General features: G+C 36.5%; 15 protein-coding genes. 6 read left to right on the plus strand and 9 right to left on the minus strand.

Translation table 11 applies throughout. The features are described from left to right. Positions 1 to 8 precede the first annotated feature (8 nt). From K350_RS0111845 to K350_RS0111855, 3 genes are read left to right on the plus strand one after another with little or no spacing between them, the layout of a single operon-like run. Positions 9 to 818, plus strand: a complete 810-nt coding sequence (locus K350_RS0111845; RefSeq protein ID WP_028980097.1) for a hypothetical protein — start codon at positions 9 to 11, stop codon at positions 816 to 818. After that, on the plus strand, positions 815 to 2,866 hold the full coding sequence (locus K350_RS0111850) for a ComEA family DNA-binding protein (RefSeq protein ID WP_028980098.1): 2,052 nt from the start codon (positions 815 to 817) through the stop codon (positions 2,864 to 2,866). Before K350_RS0111845 ends, K350_RS0111850 begins: the two co-directional genes overlap by 4 nt. 48 nt (positions 2,867 to 2,914) lie before the next feature. Next, positions 2,915 to 3,526: a J domain-containing protein gene (locus tag K350_RS0111855; protein ID WP_028980099.1), complete on the plus strand. Its 612-nt coding sequence runs from the start codon at positions 2,915 to 2,917 to the stop codon at positions 3,524 to 3,526. Between the two features lie 154 nt (positions 3,527 to 3,680). Here K350_RS0111855 and K350_RS0111860 read toward each other — a convergent pair whose 3' ends face one another. Beyond that, the gene (locus tag K350_RS0111860; RefSeq protein WP_162144162.1) at positions 3,681 to 7,061 is read right to left on the minus strand and encodes a TraB/GumN family protein; all 3,381 of its coding nucleotides are present in this window, start codon (positions 7,059 to 7,061) and stop codon (positions 3,681 to 3,683) included. 476 nt (positions 7,062 to 7,537) lie between these two features. Then, positions 7,538 to 7,702 carry a hypothetical protein gene (locus K350_RS32335; protein ID WP_156027012.1) on the minus strand — a complete coding sequence of 55 codons (165 nt, stop codon included), beginning with the start codon at positions 7,700 to 7,702 and terminating at the stop codon, positions 7,538 to 7,540. Positions 7,703 to 7,785: 83 nt separating this feature from the next. Here K350_RS32335 and K350_RS0111870 point away from each other — a divergent pair, with 83 nt between their 5' ends. Beyond that, on the plus strand, positions 7,786 to 8,844 hold the full coding sequence (locus tag K350_RS0111870; RefSeq protein WP_211236739.1) for a PA0069 family radical SAM protein: 1,059 nt from the start codon (positions 7,786 to 7,788) through the stop codon (positions 8,842 to 8,844). A gap of 101 nt (positions 8,845 to 8,945) precedes the next feature. On the opposite strand, the gene K350_RS28470 is transcribed toward K350_RS0111870, so the two are convergent. Beyond that, complete coding sequence (locus K350_RS28470; RefSeq protein WP_051313075.1) at positions 8,946 to 9,392, minus strand: pyridoxamine 5'-phosphate oxidase family protein; 447 nt, start codon at positions 9,390 to 9,392, stop codon at positions 8,946 to 8,948. Between the two features lie 80 nt (positions 9,393 to 9,472). Between K350_RS28470 and K350_RS0111880 the strand changes: the two genes are divergently transcribed. Beyond that, positions 9,473 to 9,862: a hypothetical protein gene (locus tag K350_RS0111880; RefSeq protein WP_028980102.1), complete on the plus strand. Its 390-nt coding sequence runs from the start codon at positions 9,473 to 9,475 to the stop codon at positions 9,860 to 9,862. Here the strand turns inward: K350_RS0111880 and K350_RS0111885 are convergent. The 6 genes from K350_RS0111885 to K350_RS0111905 all read right to left on the minus strand — a co-directional run bounded on the left by K350_RS0111885 (position 9,859) and on the right by K350_RS0111905 (position 17,810). After that, positions 9,859 to 11,118: a metallophosphoesterase gene (locus K350_RS0111885; protein ID WP_028980103.1), complete on the minus strand. Its 1,260-nt coding sequence runs from the start codon at positions 11,116 to 11,118 to the stop codon at positions 9,859 to 9,861. The two genes, K350_RS0111880 and K350_RS0111885, sit on opposite strands and share 4 nt — an antisense overlap. A 14-nt stretch (positions 11,119 to 11,132) precedes the next feature. Then, positions 11,133 to 14,552, minus strand: a complete 3,420-nt coding sequence (locus tag K350_RS0111890; RefSeq protein ID WP_028980104.1) for an efflux RND transporter permease subunit — start codon at positions 14,550 to 14,552, stop codon at positions 11,133 to 11,135. A 119-nt stretch (positions 14,553 to 14,671) separates the two neighbouring features. Next, positions 14,672 to 15,784 carry an efflux RND transporter periplasmic adaptor subunit gene (locus K350_RS0111895; protein ID WP_028980105.1) on the minus strand — a complete coding sequence of 371 codons (1,113 nt, stop codon included), beginning with the start codon at positions 15,782 to 15,784 and terminating at the stop codon, positions 14,672 to 14,674. A 34-nt stretch (positions 15,785 to 15,818) separates the two neighbouring features. Continuing rightward, positions 15,819 to 16,940, minus strand: coding sequence for a TolC family protein (locus tag K350_RS28475; RefSeq protein ID WP_081670977.1), 1,122 nt, complete (start codon positions 16,938 to 16,940; stop codon positions 15,819 to 15,821). Next, entirely contained in the window at positions 16,891 to 17,190 is a 300-nt protein-coding gene (locus tag K350_RS32340; RefSeq protein ID WP_051313079.1) for a hypothetical protein, read from the minus strand. The genes K350_RS28475 and K350_RS32340 overlap by 50 nt, the downstream gene beginning before the upstream one ends. Positions 17,191 to 17,201: 11 nt before the next feature. Next, a complete protein-coding gene (locus K350_RS0111905) occupies positions 17,202 to 17,810 on the minus strand; it encodes a TetR/AcrR family transcriptional regulator (RefSeq protein ID WP_051313080.1) in 609 nt (202 codons plus the stop codon). 182 nt (positions 17,811 to 17,992) lie between these two features. On the opposite strand from K350_RS0111905, the gene K350_RS31095 reads away from it, so the two are divergent. Beyond that, positions 17,993 to 20,206, plus strand: a complete 2,214-nt coding sequence (locus tag K350_RS31095; RefSeq protein ID WP_051313081.1) for a response regulator — start codon at positions 17,993 to 17,995, stop codon at positions 20,204 to 20,206. The last annotated feature ends 6 nt before the right edge of the window (positions 20,207 to 20,212 follow it).

Raw genomic sequence — 20,212 nt, forward strand, 5'->3', positions numbered from 1 at the left:
CGTAACCAATGAAACGACTGATTTTATTAGTTCTCTGCGGTTTTATTTTTTACAAAGCTGCAGGGACCGGATATCCATTTCCAGCAGGATCAGGGGCTATTGGAATGGGAAATACATCTGTTACCAGAGCTGATGTCTGGTCAGTTGTGAACAATATATCCGGACTCGCCAATTTACAATCCCCCACTTGTGGTGTTTACTATGCCAATTATTTCGGGATACAGGCATTTAACAAGTACAATGCCGCTATAGCACTGCCGTATAGAAACCTATGGACAGGAATCAATATTTCAAGATATGGAGATGGAAACTATAATGAAAGTTTTCTTGGACTTGGACTGGCTCATAAAATCCGGAATGTAAGCCTTGGATTAAAGGCAGATTTGTTTCAATTGCAGATAACAGAAGAAAAGACTCTTCATAAAATCCTCTTCTCATTCGGTGGCCAGGCAGAGCTCAGCGAGGAGCTTTCGTTTGGAGCATATATACACAATATAAACCAGGCGAAGATCAGAAAGGATCTGGAAGAAAGATTGCCCACTGTAATGAAACTAGGTATCCTCTGGAAGCCATCTTCTAAAATCCAACTGTCTGTAGAAACAGAAAAAGAAATCCGATATTCCATGAACTGGAAGGCCGGAATGGAATACGCTCCGGTAAAGGGGTTCAGAATATGGACAGGCATCAACTCATTTCCTTCAAGAGTATTTTTCGGAGCAGGAATCCGGAAATATAATTTTGAAGTAGCCTACGCCTCAGGAACAATGAGTGCTGCAGGATCTACTCATCATCTCACATTGAATTACTATTTCCGATGATACGAACTGCAACTTTTTGTATCATTTTACTTGGGGTATCCACCCTCTCTTTTGCACAAGATGAAATTCCTGAAGTAATGCTGAATGAACTTACTCCTGCGGCCAGTGAAGATGAACAAGAAGCCATATTCAATAATATTATAGACATCTTTCAGGAACCGTTAGACCTTAATAAAGCGGAATGGGAAGACTTGCAAAAGCTTAACCTTCTTTCGGAGCAACAAATTGAGGGAATATTGCGGCACAAAATCATGACAGGTAGATATGAATCTATATATGAATTGCAGGTCATTGAGGAACTGGATCTTTTTACCATTAAAAAAATATTGCCTTTTGTTACCGTTATCTCTTCTGACAACTCATGGAACGGCTTATTGGAAAGAATTTACAAGAACCCTGTAGATTTTATAATTAAATATGAAAGAAGTCCGGAAAATAAAAAAGGCTATTCATCTTATGCATCAGAAAGTACAAAGTATCTTGGAAAGCCTTATAAAACCTACATCAGAATAAAGTCTTCAAAGGCTAAAGATTTCAGCATAGGCTTGATTGCAGAAAAAGATCCTGGAGAAATATACAAATGGAATCCGGATAAAAACTACTACCTGTTTGATTTTGCATCCTGTCATTTCGGGGTATATAATAAAGGAAAACTGAAATCATTAATTGTAGGCGATTATAAGTTACAGGCAGGACAAGGATTAGTGTTCGGTTCAGGATATTATCTTGGTAAAAATGCTGAAGCCATATCTGGAATTAAAAGGGCAGGTTCAGGAATATTACCCAATACTTCAGTTACGGAGAGCGGCTTTCTCAGAGGAACAGCCGCAAGCTTTACTTTTAAAAGGATAACAGTCACAGGATTTTATTCTTCAATCAATAAAGACGCATCTATCAATACTGCAGAGTCTGACTCATTAGCTGATGAATATTTTTCTACAGTATATACAACAGGATATCATAGAACGACAAGCGAGATTGATAAAAAAGCTGCAATCAACCAAAGAGATGCAGGTTTTATTGTAACGTTCCAAAACAAGATTCAAAACCTCAACATAGGTTTGAATTTCATCAATTCTCATTTTAGTAAATCATTTGAGAAAAACGCTAGCATCTATAATAGCTTTGATTTCAGAGGACAGGACAACACCTGCTATGGCATTGAAGCAGGTTATAGGTTTTACAATGTATCTATGTTTTCAGAAGCAGCATTCTCCGGTGGAGGCGGAAAAGCATTGGTCGGAGGAGTACTTGCCAGCCTGCACAAAAAGATTGACTTTTTATTTCTCATAAGAAGGTATGATAAAAACTTTTATTCCTTTTATGGAAGAGCATTTGGAGAAAACACAACAAATAAAAATGAAACAGGACTTTATTGGGGAATCAAAATTACTCCTAACAAAAAATATAGTCTATCGGCATATTTCGACACATACACCTTTCCTTGGTTAAAGTACAGAACTTATGAACCAAGCCGTGGCAACGACTTTAACATACGCTTTAGTTATCAACCCTCAAAGACCACTCTCGCTTATATTCAAATACGTAAGGCTATTCAGGAGCAAAATTCTTCCGGAACCTATAATATTACTTACGCAACAGAAACAAGCGTCTCCGAAATGCGCACTCTAGGTCTTGACTTTAAGGCAAACGAACTAATTTCTCTTTCAACAAAAATCATTCAGACAAAATCCAGAAAAAACAATCTGAATACTGATGGGTATTTTCTCATCCAGGATATAAACGTTCATTTAAGGGTTATAAAATTTTCCCTGCGATATGCCTTGTCGGATGCGGAGAACTATGATAACCGGGCATATGTTTTTGAGAAAGATGTATTAATGGGATATACTCTTCCTGCCTATTACGGTAAGGGTTCCAGAGCATACCTTGTTTTACATGGAAAGTTATTGAAACATTTAGGCTATTGGATAAAATATGGTTATTACATTTATCCATTTATGGACATGACCGGTACAGGATCGGAAGAATCGCAAGGTAACATCAGATCTGAAATAAAAATTCAGTTAAGATATACCTTGGGATGAAAAATTGCTAAAGTTTGTTAAATTCGTAATAAAACCAAAGGGTAGTTTATGGCCGTTTCATTTTATGAAATTCTTGAAATTCCACAAAGCGCAAGCCAGGAAGACATAAGGAAGGCGTACAGAAAAAAAGCTAAAGTCTGGCACCCGGACGTAAACAAATCTCCCGATGCACACACTAAATTTCAAATGCTGAATAAAGCATATGAAACGCTTGCAGATCAGCACAAAAGGTTCATTTACGATCAAAGATCAAACTCCAACCAACACACTCATTATCACCAGCATACCAATTATCAACAAAGCTATGCTTATGGACATAGTTATGCTTTTCAATACAATGATCCTTTGGAAGTATACCGACAATGGGCTAAGATGAAAAAGGAACGTGCTGAAAAAGAGGCTAAGCTGAAATATGAAGAGTTCCTAAAAAACAGAGAAACATTCAGGAATTCCTTCATCTATTACCCAACATTGCTGTTTATTTACCTTGCAACTGCCCTCTGTGTTTTCATAGGGTTATTTGTGATTGGCCTTTGTACCTTTCTGATATTCAAACTTCATTTCGTTTTGCTATTCGTTTTATCTCCATTCATTTGCGCAGGTGTGTATTTCATTAAATGCACGGGGGATTGGTATAAGGAGGCGAAGAGATATTTTTAAAGTTATAAGTTTTAAGTTTTAAGAAAAAAATTAATACGACTACCTGTAACGCCAAGTATTCCTTGATTTTAACAATAGAACTAAAAGTCCTTCTCCTTCAGGAGAAGGATTTAGGATGAGGTTATAAAAACAAAAAAGGGCTTTCGCCCCTTTGTTAGTCATATAAATCGTATTGATTCTCTTCAAGCAATGCTTTATAATGCTCTGACAAAGATTTACTTTTCAATGTCTGGTAATAATAATTAGTCCTCTCTCCTTCTGTTACAACCTGTGTCTTATCTACCGGATGCGGACCGCTCACTCCAACATACCACTCTTCTTTTCCTTCATCACTAAGTAAAGAATACTTATACAAATAATACCTTCCTTCTACTCCTTCTACCTTTTTTACTTTTGTGTTTATGAGTACAAGGTCTTCTGGAATCATATCATCTGAAAGAACAGATGACATATCACTTTCAGCAAAGTAACTTTGTTTCAAATACTTTTCAGGAAATAAATTTAATTGCTCTCTTTCTTTCAGAATATTATAAAGCCTGATCCTATAATCTCTATCAGAGGCAAGTTTTGCAATCACCGAAGGATCAACCTTCTTTGATATACTTAAAAGTATTTTCACAGACTCTATTGAAACATTAAAGTTTTTATGTTTTGACAAATCTTCAAGTAAATTTATGTAAGAATTATTTTCAGGAAAGTTCTTGATCAATTGAGCTGCTGAAATCAAATTCTCTTCCAGCGTATAATAATTATTTGAATTGCCCACTGTTAAATTTGCCTGATCATTCTTGAAAAGTTCTATAATTATTTTTTCATAAGGCTCGAAGTAAGATGGATTTATCTTACTGCTATCTATCAGATTTGAAGCCAGATAAAGCAGATCTGACCTATAACCTGAATATTTTAAATGCTTAAATACTTTAGGTAAAAATTCAGCATTCAATTGAAGTGAATCATGCAATGCTATGAAAAGATTATTTGAATACTGACTTTCAGGAAGTTTTTCAGCAGTCAACTTTTCAAATACTGCATATCCTTCTTTCGACTTTGAACCAAGCAATACTTTCAATGCTTCTATCTGGAGCTCTGGCAGGCTATCAAGACTTGGATAAATCTTTTCTATAAAACCATAACTATCTTTTTCATTTAATCCTGCTATAGCCTCAAAAAGTTCTTCTCTAACTTTAGAGTATACCGTGCTAACGGTATCATCGTCATAAGAGCGATTAACCGCAGCATGAAGCAGTTCCAGGTCTTGTTTTTCAAATTTATAATGGCCTAAAAATTTACGGGCTTCTTTTCTCGTAGCAGAATCTTCAGAGGTAATATCTTTTAAAAGCAGAGCAGCTTTGCTTTGGTAAAAAGTTGGCTTTACCGGCTTAGAGAAATGAAAAGAAGAAAAGAATTCCTTTTGAACTCTTGATTCCTTTTCTAATCGCGGATATTGAGTATATAACTGGTAAACATTTTGTCCGGATGGCAACAGGATTACTTTCACATTTGTATTGATTTTCCCTTTTTCTACCACTAATTCCAACCCATTTATACCATCTATATTTACATTTTTACTGCTAACAACAGAATCACCCTTTTCTGCATGAAGGTCTGTAACTTCTTTAAAAAAATCTGATTCGGAATTGTAATAATATTCAGGATAATGAGTAATCATTAAACTGTAAGATGTACCTGAATTTTTATCCTGAAAATAAAAATTCTGATTAAAGCTTTTCAGAAAATAATAGGAGGAAGAATCAATATCTACCGACACTTCAGAAGGAACATTTAGCACCAGATCATCTTTATATTTAAATGGTGTTAGCATGGTAGTATCATAATCTGTAAATCTGAATGATTCCAGAAAATTTGTTGAACTCTCTCCTGCAACTTTCTTTTTATCCCCGATTACAAAATATGTATAAGGTCTTGAACCCCTCATCACTATTCTCCCTCTAATAAAAAAACCTTCAACAGCCACTGTAAAATCTTTACCGGGGTAGCCGGCTATTTCTATATCAGCAATTGTATCAATACTACCACCTCTGCTGGCAGCCATTCTTTCAACAGCAGAAGCGAAATACAGACTATCATCAAATATGTAAAATCCTCTTTTAAAATTGACATAAGAAGCGCCGAATGCAAGTTCTTCATTGGGATCAGAAGCCATAGCTATAGAAATTTGATTAGAATCTGCATCCACGTCATTCTTTATTTCTGTCATTGTAAAGGGTACAGAAACTTTATATGCCCCTGCTTGAGAAATATAGTCCTTCCATCCGGGATTTTTAAAATTGATAAACTGAAATGATTTGAAATACTTTTCAGCATCAGGACCATTTAAGCTTTCTCTTTTATAAGATCCTGCGAAAACCATATAATAAATTTTGTTCCTTAAAATCATCTTACCCTTAGAATACATTTGATCTGAAGGTGTATAGATTTCAAAATCAAATGATGGATATCCATTGAAAGTAGAAACATTACTTTTCAATAACTTCGAATTCTTTTCCTTCAGCATATTATCAATGGATGCTTTAAACATCTTTGATTCTGCACCTTTCTTTATCTCCATAGGCATAAAGAAGGTCATGGTCATATAGGTCAGACCGCTTGCAATGTCCGGATAGAGATAGATATTTATGCCTTTATCCGTCATGCTTTTATTGGGGAAAGGATTGGAAGGAAGGTCTACTGCATATCCATTTTCTTCATTCGTAAAGTTAACCCATAAATTCTCATCAGCTTTTTCTTTGAACTTAGCGGCCATGCCTGTGAATGTTGCCTGTACAGGAGTTACAGTATACCCCTTGTTTCTTAATAACTGAATTATCCCTTTCTGACCAGGAAGGTGGGCTGCACCAACAGCAGTAAATACCGGCATTTCTTTCATATTCGTTTCCATTCTGTCGACCATGCGAGTATTCCTGATATCCATTGTTGTAGACCCGGTAAATCCGGTTAAAGCATATATTTTCTGAATATCTCCAGCCCAGTACATACTAATAAGCTTTTCAGAATATTCTTTTACCTGGTCAAAATAGATGATCTCCTTAAGGTCAGAAATCCATTTATTCTTTTTGCCATCTATAGAGTCAAGTGAATTGTATTCATATGAATATTCAAGTCCTATAAGTTTTTTCTTTTGTTGTGAAGCAATCTTAAAAAGAAAGGCATCCAAAAAGGTTGCATTATCTTTCTTTCCTGGGACTGGTTTGCTTAAAAGCATTGCAACGGACTTTGCATCTTTCTTTGTTAGTTTATCTATTCCTAAACCGGTTTCTTTTATAACTTTTTTATTCAGAATATCATATTCTTCTGCAGAGAGATGAGCTTTGATGTTGTTGACTGTATCGTCTTTATCCAGATCCATTTCAACAAAAAGGTACTGCAACATAGAATCTGGTGTAATCTCCATTGCAAAAGAAGGACACTCCTGCAGCTTAACCAGAACAGAGTCACTGAAATCATACACTCTTTTATCCTGAAGGTGCATGGTGCCAAAAAGATAGGAAGGCTTAGACAAGCCATTTCCTGTCACTTTCCATAATAGCTGATAATTTGATCTTGATTTTTGAGTTTGAGCCTGAGTATTAAAAACTAGTGTTATTAATAAAAAAGAAATGAATAAATGCGAATCTGAACATTATATGCAATTAAAATTTTACACAATTTAATCATTTGCTTTGGTAATTTTTCCTGTTGCAACTTGCTTTTACACGTTTATGTGGCAAAGGTTTGAGGTTCAAAACCCCAAGTTTTTGGTTCACAGTCTTATTTTTTAAGTAAAAAGCTATGAGGTTTCAGATCAGAGTTCCAATTTTCGAGCAAAAGCTCGGAGGTTTTAGGTCAGAGCTCCAAGTTTTGAGCAAAAAGCTCGGTGGTTTCAGGTCAAAGCTCCAATTTTTGAGCAAAAGGCTCGGAGGTTTTAGGCCAGAGCTCCAATTTTTGAGCAAAGAGCTCGGAGGTTTCAGGTCAAAGCTCCAATTTTCGAGCAAAAAGCTCGGTGATTTTAGGTCAGAGCTCCAATTTTTGAGCAAAAAGCTCGGTGGTTTCAGGTAAAAGCTCCAATTTTTGAGCAAAAAGCTCGGTGGTTTCAGGTAAAAGCTCCAATTTTCGAGCAAAAAGCTCGGTGGTTTCAGGTAAAAGCTCCAAATTTCGAGCAAAAAGCTCGGAGGTCAAAGCTCCAATTTTTGAAAAATTTTAGTAAAAATTCCTATTTACGGAAATACATGCTAATATTTTTAGTATATTTACTAATAATTATGGCAGAAAATACAATTAAGGGAAGAGGAGCTCAGATCAACTCCAAAAATCCCTATTTAAAAGATACCTACGTTACCGAGCATATTGAAGGATTGGATGAGCCTTTATTAAGTAATAAAGCCACTACTTTTCTAAAAGAACACCCCAAAAAAATCGTCAATAAAATAGATAGTCCTGATCTGAGAGGCTCATATTCCATGAATCCGTATCAGGGCTGTGAGCATGGCTGTACATATTGCTATGCCAGGAATACGCATCAATATTACGGGATGAGTGCAGGGCTTGACTTCGAAAGGAAGATTATCATGAAAATGAACGCCCCTACTCTGCTTGAAAAGTTTTTTGATCATAAAGATTATACTCCTGAACCTATTATGTTATCTGGTAATACGGACTGTTATCAGCCTGTAGAAAGAAAGGCAGGCATTACGCGCAGAATATTGGAGGTATTTCTCAAGTATAAAAATCCGGTCAGCATTATTACAAAAAACAGTCTTATACTCAGAGATCTTGATCTTTTAAAAGAGTTGAATGACGATAACCTTGTCCATGTAAATATATCTATTACATCGCTGGATGAATCTTTAAGACAACAATTGGAGCCAAGAACTGCAACATCACACCAAAGGCTTAAAGCTGTTGAAGTATTGGCTTCTAATGGAATTCCTGTAAATGTAATGGTAGCACCTATAATTCCTTCACTGAATAGCACAGAGATACCTGAAATTATTAAGGAAGCTGCTGCAAGAGGCGCCAGTTCTGCTGCTTATACAATGGTCAGACTTAATGGTTCAATAGGAGAAATATTTGAAGATTGGATAACACAAGCTTATCCTTATCGCGCAGAAAAGGTTCTAAACCAGATTAAAGAATGCCATGGAGGAACTTTGAATGATAGTAGATTCGGCACGAGAATGAAGGGCGAAGGACCTATTGCTGAAGCTATAGCAGACCTGTTTCACATGTCTGTGCAAAAATACCTGGGAGATCGGAAGATGAAGCCTTTTAACCTTGCTGTATTTAAAAGACCTGAAAAGGGTCAATTGAGATTATTCTAATATTTTAAAAGAAAAGACCAATCTATATACACGTTCGATGAAATTAATAAAGAGATTTTGAATGAAAGAAACTCCTTTCATTCAAAATCTCTTTCGAGTCCTTATTTAACAGCATCCTTGCTCATTTCCCAAACCTGGATCATTTTTCCTGTTCTTGAATCCCAATATTCAGCTTCATCTATAGATACTTTAAGAAGTCCCAAATCAGGATCTTCAAGGCCATCAGGAAAATAAGCTGTGAGAACGGGCTTCCAAAGTTCCTGCATTTTAAGCGGATCTTTAACAACTTCCGCTTTACCGGTTACAGAAACAAAGACATTCTTATGAACATCTGAATATGTAACATTGATGCAGCTATTTATTCTTATATCCTCAACCTTTTGAGAATCAAAGTTTGTAAAGAACCAAACCAATCCCTCACACTCAGTTTGCATGGTAGTCATAGGAACACTTCTCAGACATCCGTTGCTTTCAACAGTTGTTAACATTGCAATTTTGATATCCTTGATCATATCATGCAATTCCGTATATTTTTTACACGTCACCATATCGAATCTTTTACAGGTCCACTATATTTGTAACAACTAAAAAAGTTTGTTTGTTTTATTATTGTATGAAGGATGAAGCGATGAACAAGTCCGAGGTTCTGGACCATTTCAGGGAAATTTTCTGGGATGCCTTTCACAGGCCTGACTTGAAAACGGATAGATATTATCAACTATGGCATAGGCTAGAGCACATAAGTGATCTTCTTGCTGGACCAATGTTTTCTGTTTTTGAAAAAGGGGAATATGACTATGTTTTTCAAGACAAAAATAGGTTCCCGAATATGCATTCAGCTGATGATTTTATGGACTGGTGTATGGAAAAAATCAACCATTACCAGGAAGCTCTGATCGCAGAAGTTCCGAACAATGAACCTGAAAAAAAAGATCAGCAGCTTTTATCTTATCAGACTGAAGTAATGATGCAGCTTGCAGAGATGGCGTATTTTCTTAAGACCTCTGAGAACCTCTAGGCTTTGGAAAGTTCCATAATGGTAATCTCCGGAGGCATCCCCATTCTTCCGGGGAAACCAATGAAACCAAATCCTCTGTTGACATAGATATATTGATTTCCTTCATTATAAAGCCCACCCCATTGTTTGTATTTATATTGAACAGGACTCCATTTTATACCGGCAGCTTCAATTCCGAATTGAAAACCGTGCGTATGTCCGCTAAAGGTAATATCAATATCTGGATAGCCCGGTCTTACCTGAGCATCCCAATGGCTGGGATCGTGTGAAAGCAAAAGTTTTACCGGATATTTTTCTGTTCCTGAATAAGCTTTATTCAACTTGCCATACTTTGGCCAGTTCTCTCCTTTCCCCCAGTTTTGCACTCCAAGAAGTGCTATCTCTTCATTACCTTTCTTCAAAATTCTATGCTCATCCATCAACAAGTCCCATCCCATTCTCTTATGAGCATTCATCAGGTCTTTAAGATTTTCTACTCTTTCTTCCTTACTGTTCCATGGCACATAGTCTCCATAGTCGTGATTGCCAAGTACAGAAAACACGCCCATAGGAGCTTTGATTTCCTTAAACACTTCAATATAACTTTCAACCTCAGTAGCTCTGTCATTGACAAGATCTCCGGTAAAAAATACTATATCCGGTTGCTGATCCATCAATAATTTAACACCTCTTTTAACGGCAGATTTATTATAAAAACTTCCTGAATGTATGTCGGATATATGAGCAATTCTAAGTCCCTCAAATGAAGAAGGAAGATTTTTCAGTTTCACCTTAATTCTCTTTACACGATAATCATGCGCGCCGAAAACGATACCATAAAGCATTCCGAAAAAAGGCACTGCAGCGACTGCAAGACCTGCTTTTAATAAAAAGTCTGATCTATTAATTTCTGCTCCTGAAGCCAGTGGCTGGTGATTAAATAATAAAGATACTTTCTGAAACACCCATCTGAAGAGGCGGATAATATCATCAAGCACCAGAAAAATAAAGTAAATGAATTTCGTAAAATAAACTGTTACAACACTTCCGAAATAAACGACCTTCATTAATCTAGTCCACTTTTCCGGACTGGCGGCAAAATACAATAAACCAGCTAAAGTAAAGAGAGTGAAGCCCCAGTAAAATGCATAGATTAACTTTTTAATTAAAGGAGTGTAAGAGTGAACTAACACTCTTACACCCTGAAAAACATATGCATCTATAACCAGAAAGATTATTAAAACAATGGACAAAAAACTAAGATTCCGGTTACGCATGTGTGCTTTACTTTTTATTTTAATAATGCTTTGTTCTCTTCAGTCTCTGAGATATCAATTATTTCCCCAGCATAGATATGATCAGTGTGCTTTTTCTTATAGCCTACTTTTAATTTTAGTTTATCTACGAGAAGATACATCACTGGAACCAATATCAGAGTCAGGAAGGTAGCGAATATCAATCCGAAGATCATAGTCCAGGAAAGAGGTCCCCAGAACGCTACACTGTCCCCCCCAAAGAAAATATGCGGGTTAAGCTCTGTAAATAAAGTAACAAAGTCAATATTAAGACCCACAGCAAGTGGAATCAAGCCCAGTATGGTAGCAGTTGCAGTAAGCAATACAGGAGTCATCCTTGTTTTACCTGCTTGAATTGCAGCTTCTTTAGTTGTATAACCTTGCTCCTCCAGATAATGCGTAAATTCAACAAGGAGAATACCATTCCGTACTACTATACCTCCCAGTGCCACTATACCCACTCCGGTCATCACTATAGACATATCCATCTTAGTTATCGAGAAGCCTAAGAATACACCGATGGTTGAGAACAAGATCTCACTAAGAATGATCACAGGTTTCGAAACTGAGTTAAACTGAGTTACCAATATCAGGAATATCAGACCAATGGCTGCAAGTCCGGCAAAACCCAGGAATGCTCCTGTTTCTTTCTGATCTTCCTGCTCACCAGTCATATCTATAGATACACCTTCAGCTCTCTTGAAGTCTTTGATCGCCTTTGTGATTTTACCAACCACTTCATTAGCATTGTAACCTGTAAGAATATTTGAATATACGGTTACAAGTCTCTTCTCATTCTTTCTCTTAATACCACCATAGGTATCTGTGAATCTTATCTTAGCTACAGAAGACAATGGTACCTGACGTACTATACCACCCATATTCATATCTCTGTAAGTGATTCTTGAGTTCAACAAGCCTTCGATATCATTTCTCTGAGCATAGTTGTATCTCAACTGAATCGGATAATCATCTTCAAAGTCTCTGAATTTAGAAATCTCACTTCCGAATACCGCATTTCTGATTTCCATACCAATTTGTCCAGTAGAAAGGCCTTCAGCATTGGCTTTTTGTCTGTCTACCTCAATGACAATCTCAGGTTTATTTTTCTGAACATCAGACTTAAGTTTCTCTATTCCTTCAATACCTGAATTTTCAAGGTACTTTATAAGCTTTTCAGATTCAGAGATAAGTAGCTCATAGTTATCTCCACTCATTTCAATGTTAATAGGTTTTCCTGTCGGAGGTCCGCCCTGCTCCTGCTCAACTGTAATCTCTGCTCCAGGGATACCTTTTACTGCTTCTCTTATTTTATCAAGATATGCAAGAGAAGATTCTCCTTTTCTGTCAGCAAAGTTTACAAAGGCTACAGTTACCTTTCCTTTATTTGGAGAAACGCTCAGGTCAGGCTGAGATGGATCTCCTGCTCCAACAGCGACGTTAGAGATGACAGATTTTACTATCGGATTATTTTTTCCAACTACATTAAATACCCTCTTCTCTACCACTTTAGTAATAGAATCAGTATATGCCTGATCTGTACCTACAGGTAAAGAGATGTAAGAGAAAATAAAGTTTGGTTCACTTTCAGGGAAAAACACCACTTTTGGAGTTCTTACAGAGAATACAAAGATGGAGAAGAAAAACATTCCTATTGTTGCAAGAAGCAGCCAAAGTGGATTCTTCTTATGTAATGCCCATCTCAATACATTTTCATATTTATTCTGAACTGTAGGCCATGTTTTTTCCTGGAAGTTTTTAATAACACCTGTTAATACGAACTTATTCAACAGGAATAGCATATAGAATGTCAGCACTAGATTCCCCATTCCAAATGAGCCAGAAATGTAGAATAAAGCAGCTAATGCAATGAAAATAACAGTGGTTATCTTAAACCCTTTGGTAATACGACCTTTAACATGTTCTTCGTCATGAGACTTCATAAAGTCAACCGCAAAAACAGGGTTGATGATATAAGCTACAAGCAGAGATGCGAGTAAAGTTACAATCAAAGTAATCGGAAGGTAATACATGAATTCCCCGATCACACCAGGCCAGAAAAGCAATGGAACGAAAGGAGCCAAAGTTGTCATTGTACCTGAGAACACCGGAAGGAAAACCTCACCTGCTGCCATCTTAGCCGCCTGCTTAATAGGAACTTTTCCATTATCGAATACTCTATGGGTATTTTCTATAACTACGATGGCATCATCCACAACAATACCAAGCGCAAGAAGAAATCCGAAAAGCACAATCATGTTCAACGTGAAGCCAGCGCCATCCATGACCATGAACGCGATGAACATTGATAAAGGCACTGACATCGCAACGAAGATCGCGTTTGTTGTACCCATGAAGAACATCAGGATCACTGTTACCAGGATAAATCCGATGATAATGGTATTGATAAGATCGTGAAGCGTAACTCTTGTCTGATCAGCCTGCTCACCGGTAACTGTGATGTTAACAGATTTAGGATATTTAGTTTCCTTCAGCTCTTTGATAAGACCGTTAATTTGATCAGAAACCTCAATAAGGTTCTCTCCTCCCATTTTAATAACGTTCAGAGTGATTACGTTCTTTCCATCAAGACGCGCGTAGCTTTCTTTTTCTTCATATCCATCCACTATCTCTGCAACATCTTTCAGATAAACGACTGCTCCGGAAGAAGATCTTATAACAAGGTTTTCCAGGTCTTTAGGATCCTCGTATTCCCCTTTAATGGTGATAGTACGTTTCATACCATCCATTTTCAAAAGACCACCGGAAAGGTTTACGTTTTCAGAAGACACAGCCATTCTGATATCATTCATGGAAACGTTTGCAGCCTCCATTTTCATTTTGTCAACATTTATCTGGATTTCTCTTTCCAGGGCACCAATGATATCTACTCTTCTGATACCTTTAATAGATTCGATTTTGTCTTCAAGGTCGTCGGCATACTTTTTAAGTTTGTCAAGTTCGATATCGCCTGAAACGTTGACGTTCATGATAGGTACCTGAGAAACGTCAACCTCTATTACTTCCGGTTCATACTCTCTGTCTGAAGGCAATTCAGTTTTAGCCTTATCTACAGCATCTTTCACCTTTTGCTTTGCAGCTTCAACATCGACACCTGTTTTAAATTCAACAACAACACTTGAATAATCCTGCACTGAATTACTTGTCACCTTTTTCACCCCGGCAATTGCCTTCACTTCTTTTTCTATAGGCTTGGTGATCAGGTTTTCTATATCCTTTGGAGATGCTCCCGGATAAAGCGTACTGACATACATCTGAGGGAAAACAATTTCAGGAAATTGCTCCTTGGGTAAGGCCATGTAGGTAAAAATACCTGCAAGCGTGATGATGATGGTCAATACGTATATACTGGTTTTATTGTCTATTGACCAGCTACTGACTTTAAATTCTTTCATCTTTTTTGTCTGTTTTAACTGAGCGCTTCAAGCAAATGCTTTGTGCTGACTTATTAAAAATGATTTGAGATTAAGGGAAAGAAGACCTTTCCCTTATAATTCTCATTGGTAAATATTTATTAGAACGTTACAGGTTGACCGTCTACGATGTCCTGATAACCTACAGTAATCAACTTATCACCTTTACTCAATCCTGATAAAATCTCAGCACTGCTGTGGTAAGTTTTGCCTGTCGTAATCATTTTTTTCACAGCAACACCTTTATCCGCTACGAATACATAGTCTCCTTGATCTGAGTGCTGGATCACGTTAATAGGAATAATCATAACATCGGCTTTCTCATAATCTTTAATTTTTACATTAGCGATTAGATTAGCTTTAAGATTTTTAACGCTTTTAGCATCTAACTCAACCTGAAAACTTCTGTTTACTGCATTAACAACGTCACTCACAACAGTTACTTTAGATTTTGCAGTTTCTTCCACATCAGGGAAAGTAAGAATTGCTTCGTCCCCTCTTCTGATTTTAGATACATAAGACTCAGGTATTTCAGCCAAAATCTTGAAGGCGCTTGAGTTTACAACTCTGAATGCTGGTGATCCCGGCGCTGTAACTTCTCCCTGATTAGGGAAGATCTCATCTATAGTTCCATCAATAGGAGATTTAATTTTAGTCAGCTGAAGCTGTTCCACAAGGGATTCTTTTCTTCTCTCCAGAGATTCCTTATTATTTTTAGCTGATAAGAATTGGACTTCAGATCCTATTTTTTGATCCCAAAGACGCTTTTGTTTATCATACACACTGGTAGCGAAAGAAAGCTGAGTATTTACTTCTTCAATTCCTTTCTGAACGATAGCACCATCTATAGAAGCCAGAAGGGTTCCTGCTTTTACATACTGACCTTTCTGTACATAGATTTTTTCAATAGTTCCGCTAGCTTTGGAAACAAGAGTAATATTTTTATCTGTATCAACTTTACCCTGTACCTCTACATAGTGTTTGAAAACGCCTGGCTCAAGGGTATCAATTGAAACATAAACAGGTTTAGTAACAACGTTCTTTTTACCACCAGCTTCAGAAATTTCTTTCTCCAAAGAAGCTATTTTGGTTTCCAGATCCTCGTATTGTTTTTTATAATCAGCCAGTTCAGCTTCTTTTTTCTCAAGATTGTTTGCCGACTTGCAGGCAAACATTGCAACTGCTAAGCTTATGTAAAAAAATCCTGCTTTCATGCTTTTGGTTATGTTTATGTTTGTATGTTTCATATTATTCTGTTACTAATGTTCCTAAAGCTTTTTTATAATCCAGTTGTGCTACTAACAAGTCATATAGTGCATTGTAGTAATTGGTTTGTGCATCTCTAAGAGCATCTTCAGCATTTGTTACTTCAATGTTTGTTCCTACGCCTTCTGCATATTTAATTTTTACCACCCTTGAAACATTCGTTGCTAAGTCCATATTTTTCTGCTGTACTTCAAGTGTTCTGATAGCGTTGTTTACAGTAATTTCGCTCTGCCTCACCTGCATATCGATTGTATTCTTCAGTGCGATCATTAAATTTTCTGTCTTTCTCAATTCCAGTTTCTTTTGCTGTCCCTTATAATGTTTACCAAAACCATCAAAAATAGGGATATTCATATTTACACCTAAAAGAGCATATGAATACCATTTATATTGAAACAGATTCACAAATTTTACATCTTGTCTGGTATAGCCACCTGTAGCAAAAGCTGAAATACTTGGATAGTAACCCGCTTTTACATTTTTTAGATCCAGATTCTGTAAAATTTTCTGATTTTCCAATAAAGCATATTCGATTCTTTCGTTATAATTAGCTTTAGTTCCCTTTAGTAAAACACTTTCTGAACTATTTAAAGCGAGTGTATCAGATGCATTGATGGGTTCCTCAATCGGCATTCCCATTTGGAACTTAAGTAGCATTTTACTGATGTCTAATCCTGAATCAAACTTAGTTTTATCAGAAAGCAAATTGTTCAGGCTCACTTCAAGACGATCTAAATCTATTTTCTCAATAAATCCGTTGGCATACATTTGTCTGGATTGGCGAACCGTAGAATCCAATGTGGCAATGCTGCTATTAAGTCTCATGATTCTTTCCTGAGTAATCAATACCAGATAATAAGCTTTGGTAACATTATCTACGGTCTGAATTCTGGACTGTTGAATTGACTTTTGCGCAAGACTCTGATAAGCTTTAGCAGCTTTCAATCCTACGAAATAAGAACCATCAAATAATAGCTGACTAATGGTAGCTCCAGCATCTCCTGAGCTCGGCAACTGGAAGATATTTTTTGCGACCAAAACATCTCCACTAACCTCACCACCACCAGTGCCAAATGATGCAGCTAATGGGATTGGATCTAGCAAAAAACATATTACGCAGCTTTGAATTTTCGATCATCGATACTGTACCGCTGATCTGAGGCAAACCTACAGCCTGGATTTCTCCGACTCTTGCCTTTGCTATCTCTGCATCCAGAGAAGTGTTCAGATATGTAGACTGATGCTCCAATGCATAATCTATACATTGTTTCAGTGTATAACTGCTATCCGTTTGCGCAAACCCTCTTGTTACGCTACAGAGAAAAGTAAGTAGAAAAATGTACCTTGCTTTCATATAAATGTATTTCAATCTTCTTCCTGGATTTTTTTGTATTGGTTAATTAATTTATGTCCTTTTAATGTGCAGATTCCATGAAGGAAATAGTCAATGAACTGAATCTGCAGCTCCTGAATCGGGAATTGTAGCGGAGGAAAAACGGCGATATCAAACCCAAGCTGAATTTCTTCAATCCTAAGTCTTGCAATCATTTCCACATTGATATCCTGTCTGAAAAGACCCTGAGCCTTACCTTTATTCAATATATCTATAATGTATACCTTAAGGCATTTTTCCTTATGATCAACCCAGCTTTTATAAGCCTTTGGAAAGTATCTTTCTACCTCAAAAAGTATAATCGAATTTATATTCCTGAATGAATCTCTAATATACTCAGACAATTTTATCAGCTCATCGATGGGATCGGCAGCCTGATCTGCTATATGAAGATAGCTTTGCTGCCTTTCCTGTAAATGATTGTTAATCACTTCACAAACAAGCTCATTCTTATCTTTATAATACTGATAAATGGTTTTTTTGGAGATTCCAAGATTCCTCGCAATCTCATCCATTGTGATGATTTTCACACCGTAACTCAGAAAAAACTCTTCTGCACCTTTTACTATTCGTTCTTTCATTTCAATGGCATTATTTACTACACAAAACTACGGAAACTTTCAAAAGACCCAAAGTTTCCGTGGTTTATTTTTTAAAAAAAATGCTAATAATTGATTTTGAATACAGAAGGAATATTAAATTAGTCTTTAAAGTAATTGAGCTGATTTAAAGAGAAATTGCTAAAAGGCAGGGATAATTCTGAATGTTTGACTTGAATAGTATTAAGGAGCCGATTTTTGTTTTGGATTCTGACGGAAAACTCATTGAAAAGAATGAAGCCGGAAACGATAAATTAACCTTATTTTTCAAAGAAGGTAATCTCAAAAAGCCCTTGCAGCACCTCTTTAACCTGAGTCTCAAAGAGAATACTTCCAAAGGGATTCAACTTTGGGATAATTCGAATTACCTTATTTCTTTCCAAAGAGTCAATGAAAACCGGCTGATTGCACAATTCAGTCTTTTGCCCAAAGAAATTACAGAGAGCCATTTTTCAAAACAAAAAATTAATTTTCAGGAAATCATAGACAACCTTCCCCTCAATTTATATCTTAAAAATCCTTTAGGAGAAATCATCTATATCAATCCTTATTTTCAAAAGTCAAAATCAGGATTAAACAAAAATTTTCTTGGCCTCACGGTTATCGATTATATGGACAAAGAAACTGCAAGAAAGATTCAGGCTGAAGAAAAAGAAATATGGAGAACAGGTCATCCCAGGATGACAGAAAAAAATATGATTATAGATGGACAGTCTAAATCATTTCTTATAGGTAAGGTTCCGGCAGAATTTCCTGATCTTGGCAAAGTTCTTTTATGCTATAGCATTGATATCACTGAACAAAAGGAAACCTCTGAAACCCTAAAAAAAGAGAAAGAACTTGCAGAGGCCTCTTCTAAGGCCAAAGAGCAATTTATTTCGGTCATAAGTCATGAAATCAGAACTCCAATGAATACAGTAGTTGGAATGACTAACCTATTGCTTCAAAGCTCGCATTATCCTGAACAGAGAGATTATCTTAATGCTCTTAAGGCATCTTCGGACAATTTATTGGCCATTGTCAACGACATTCTAGATCTTTCTAAAATAGAATCCGGAAAAATCTTTTTTGAGCAAACAGATTTTTCTCTTCTTAATTTACTTGAAAATCTGAAGAAAACATTTGCCTTCAAAGCTGCTGAAAGGAATGTACTGATCACATTAAATGTGAGCAATGATATTCCCCTGTACCTCAAAGGCGATCCTTTCAGACTAAATCAAATACTGTTAAATCTGATTTCTAATTCAGTAAAATTTACTGAAGTGGGAACCATAGATATAATGGTAGATCTTATTGAATCCTCTCCCAAAGAAGTACAAATATTATTCACCATTAAAGACACAGGAATAGGAATACCAGAAGACAAGCTCTCTTTAATTTTCGAAAGCTTTACTCAGGCAGACCCTGATATATCCAGAAAATATGGAGGTACTGGTTTAGGTCTTACTATAACTAAAAAACTTATCGAGCTTCAGGGAGGAAATATAGGTGTGGAGAGTAAAGTTAAGGAAGGCTCAAAGTTCATCTTCAATCTGAAATTCGCCAGATCTCAAAAAACTAAAATTACAACGATACCTGAATCTTCCACTAATAAATATCAAGGCCTTGACCGTCTCAGACTTCTTGTTGTAGAAGACAATAAAATGAATCAGCTTGTAGTTCTTAAGTTCCTTGAAAAACAGAACATTCAAGTCGACATTGCAGAGAATGGCCCACAAGCCCTGGATCTTCTGAAAAAAAAGGAGTATGACCTAATACTTATGGACATACAAATGCCCGGAATGGATGGTTATCAGGTCAGTGAACAAATAAGAAAAGAATTCCCTGCACCTACAAACAGTACCCCAATTATAGCATTAACAGCTATGGCTTTGTCAGAAGTACAGGAAAAAATTAAAGTATATGGAATCAATGATTACATTTTAAAACCCTTTAGTCCTGACAATCTCTTTTCCAAAATAGTTGAAAATGCCGGCAATGTAATTAAATACACAACACCAATTAAAACTCTTCAACCAGTGATTACAAATCAAAAACACACTGACCTGTCTTATCTGATCAATGCATCTGATAATAATGCGGGATTCATTAAACAAATGATTGAGATCTTCCTTAAACAGACCCCCGACTTTTTACAAGAATTAAGGACCTTTCACGACAACCAGGACTGGGAGAACTTCAGAAAAGTAATGCATAAAATGAAGCCCACCATTAAGATGATGGGCATTAATGAATTGAACAAAGATGTTGAGTTTATTGAAACCTCAGTTAAGCAGCAACAGAATCTTTCAGAAGTATCTGCACACCTAACTACTATTGATACCGTTTGCAAGGCTTCCTTTCAAGAGCTACAGCTGGAACTGCAAAAGCTTGCGTGATAAAGC

The sequence above is a fragment of the Sporocytophaga myxococcoides DSM 11118 genome (assembly GCF_000426725.1).
GTDB lineage: Bacteria > Bacteroidota > Bacteroidia > Cytophagales > Cytophagaceae > Sporocytophaga > Sporocytophaga myxococcoides.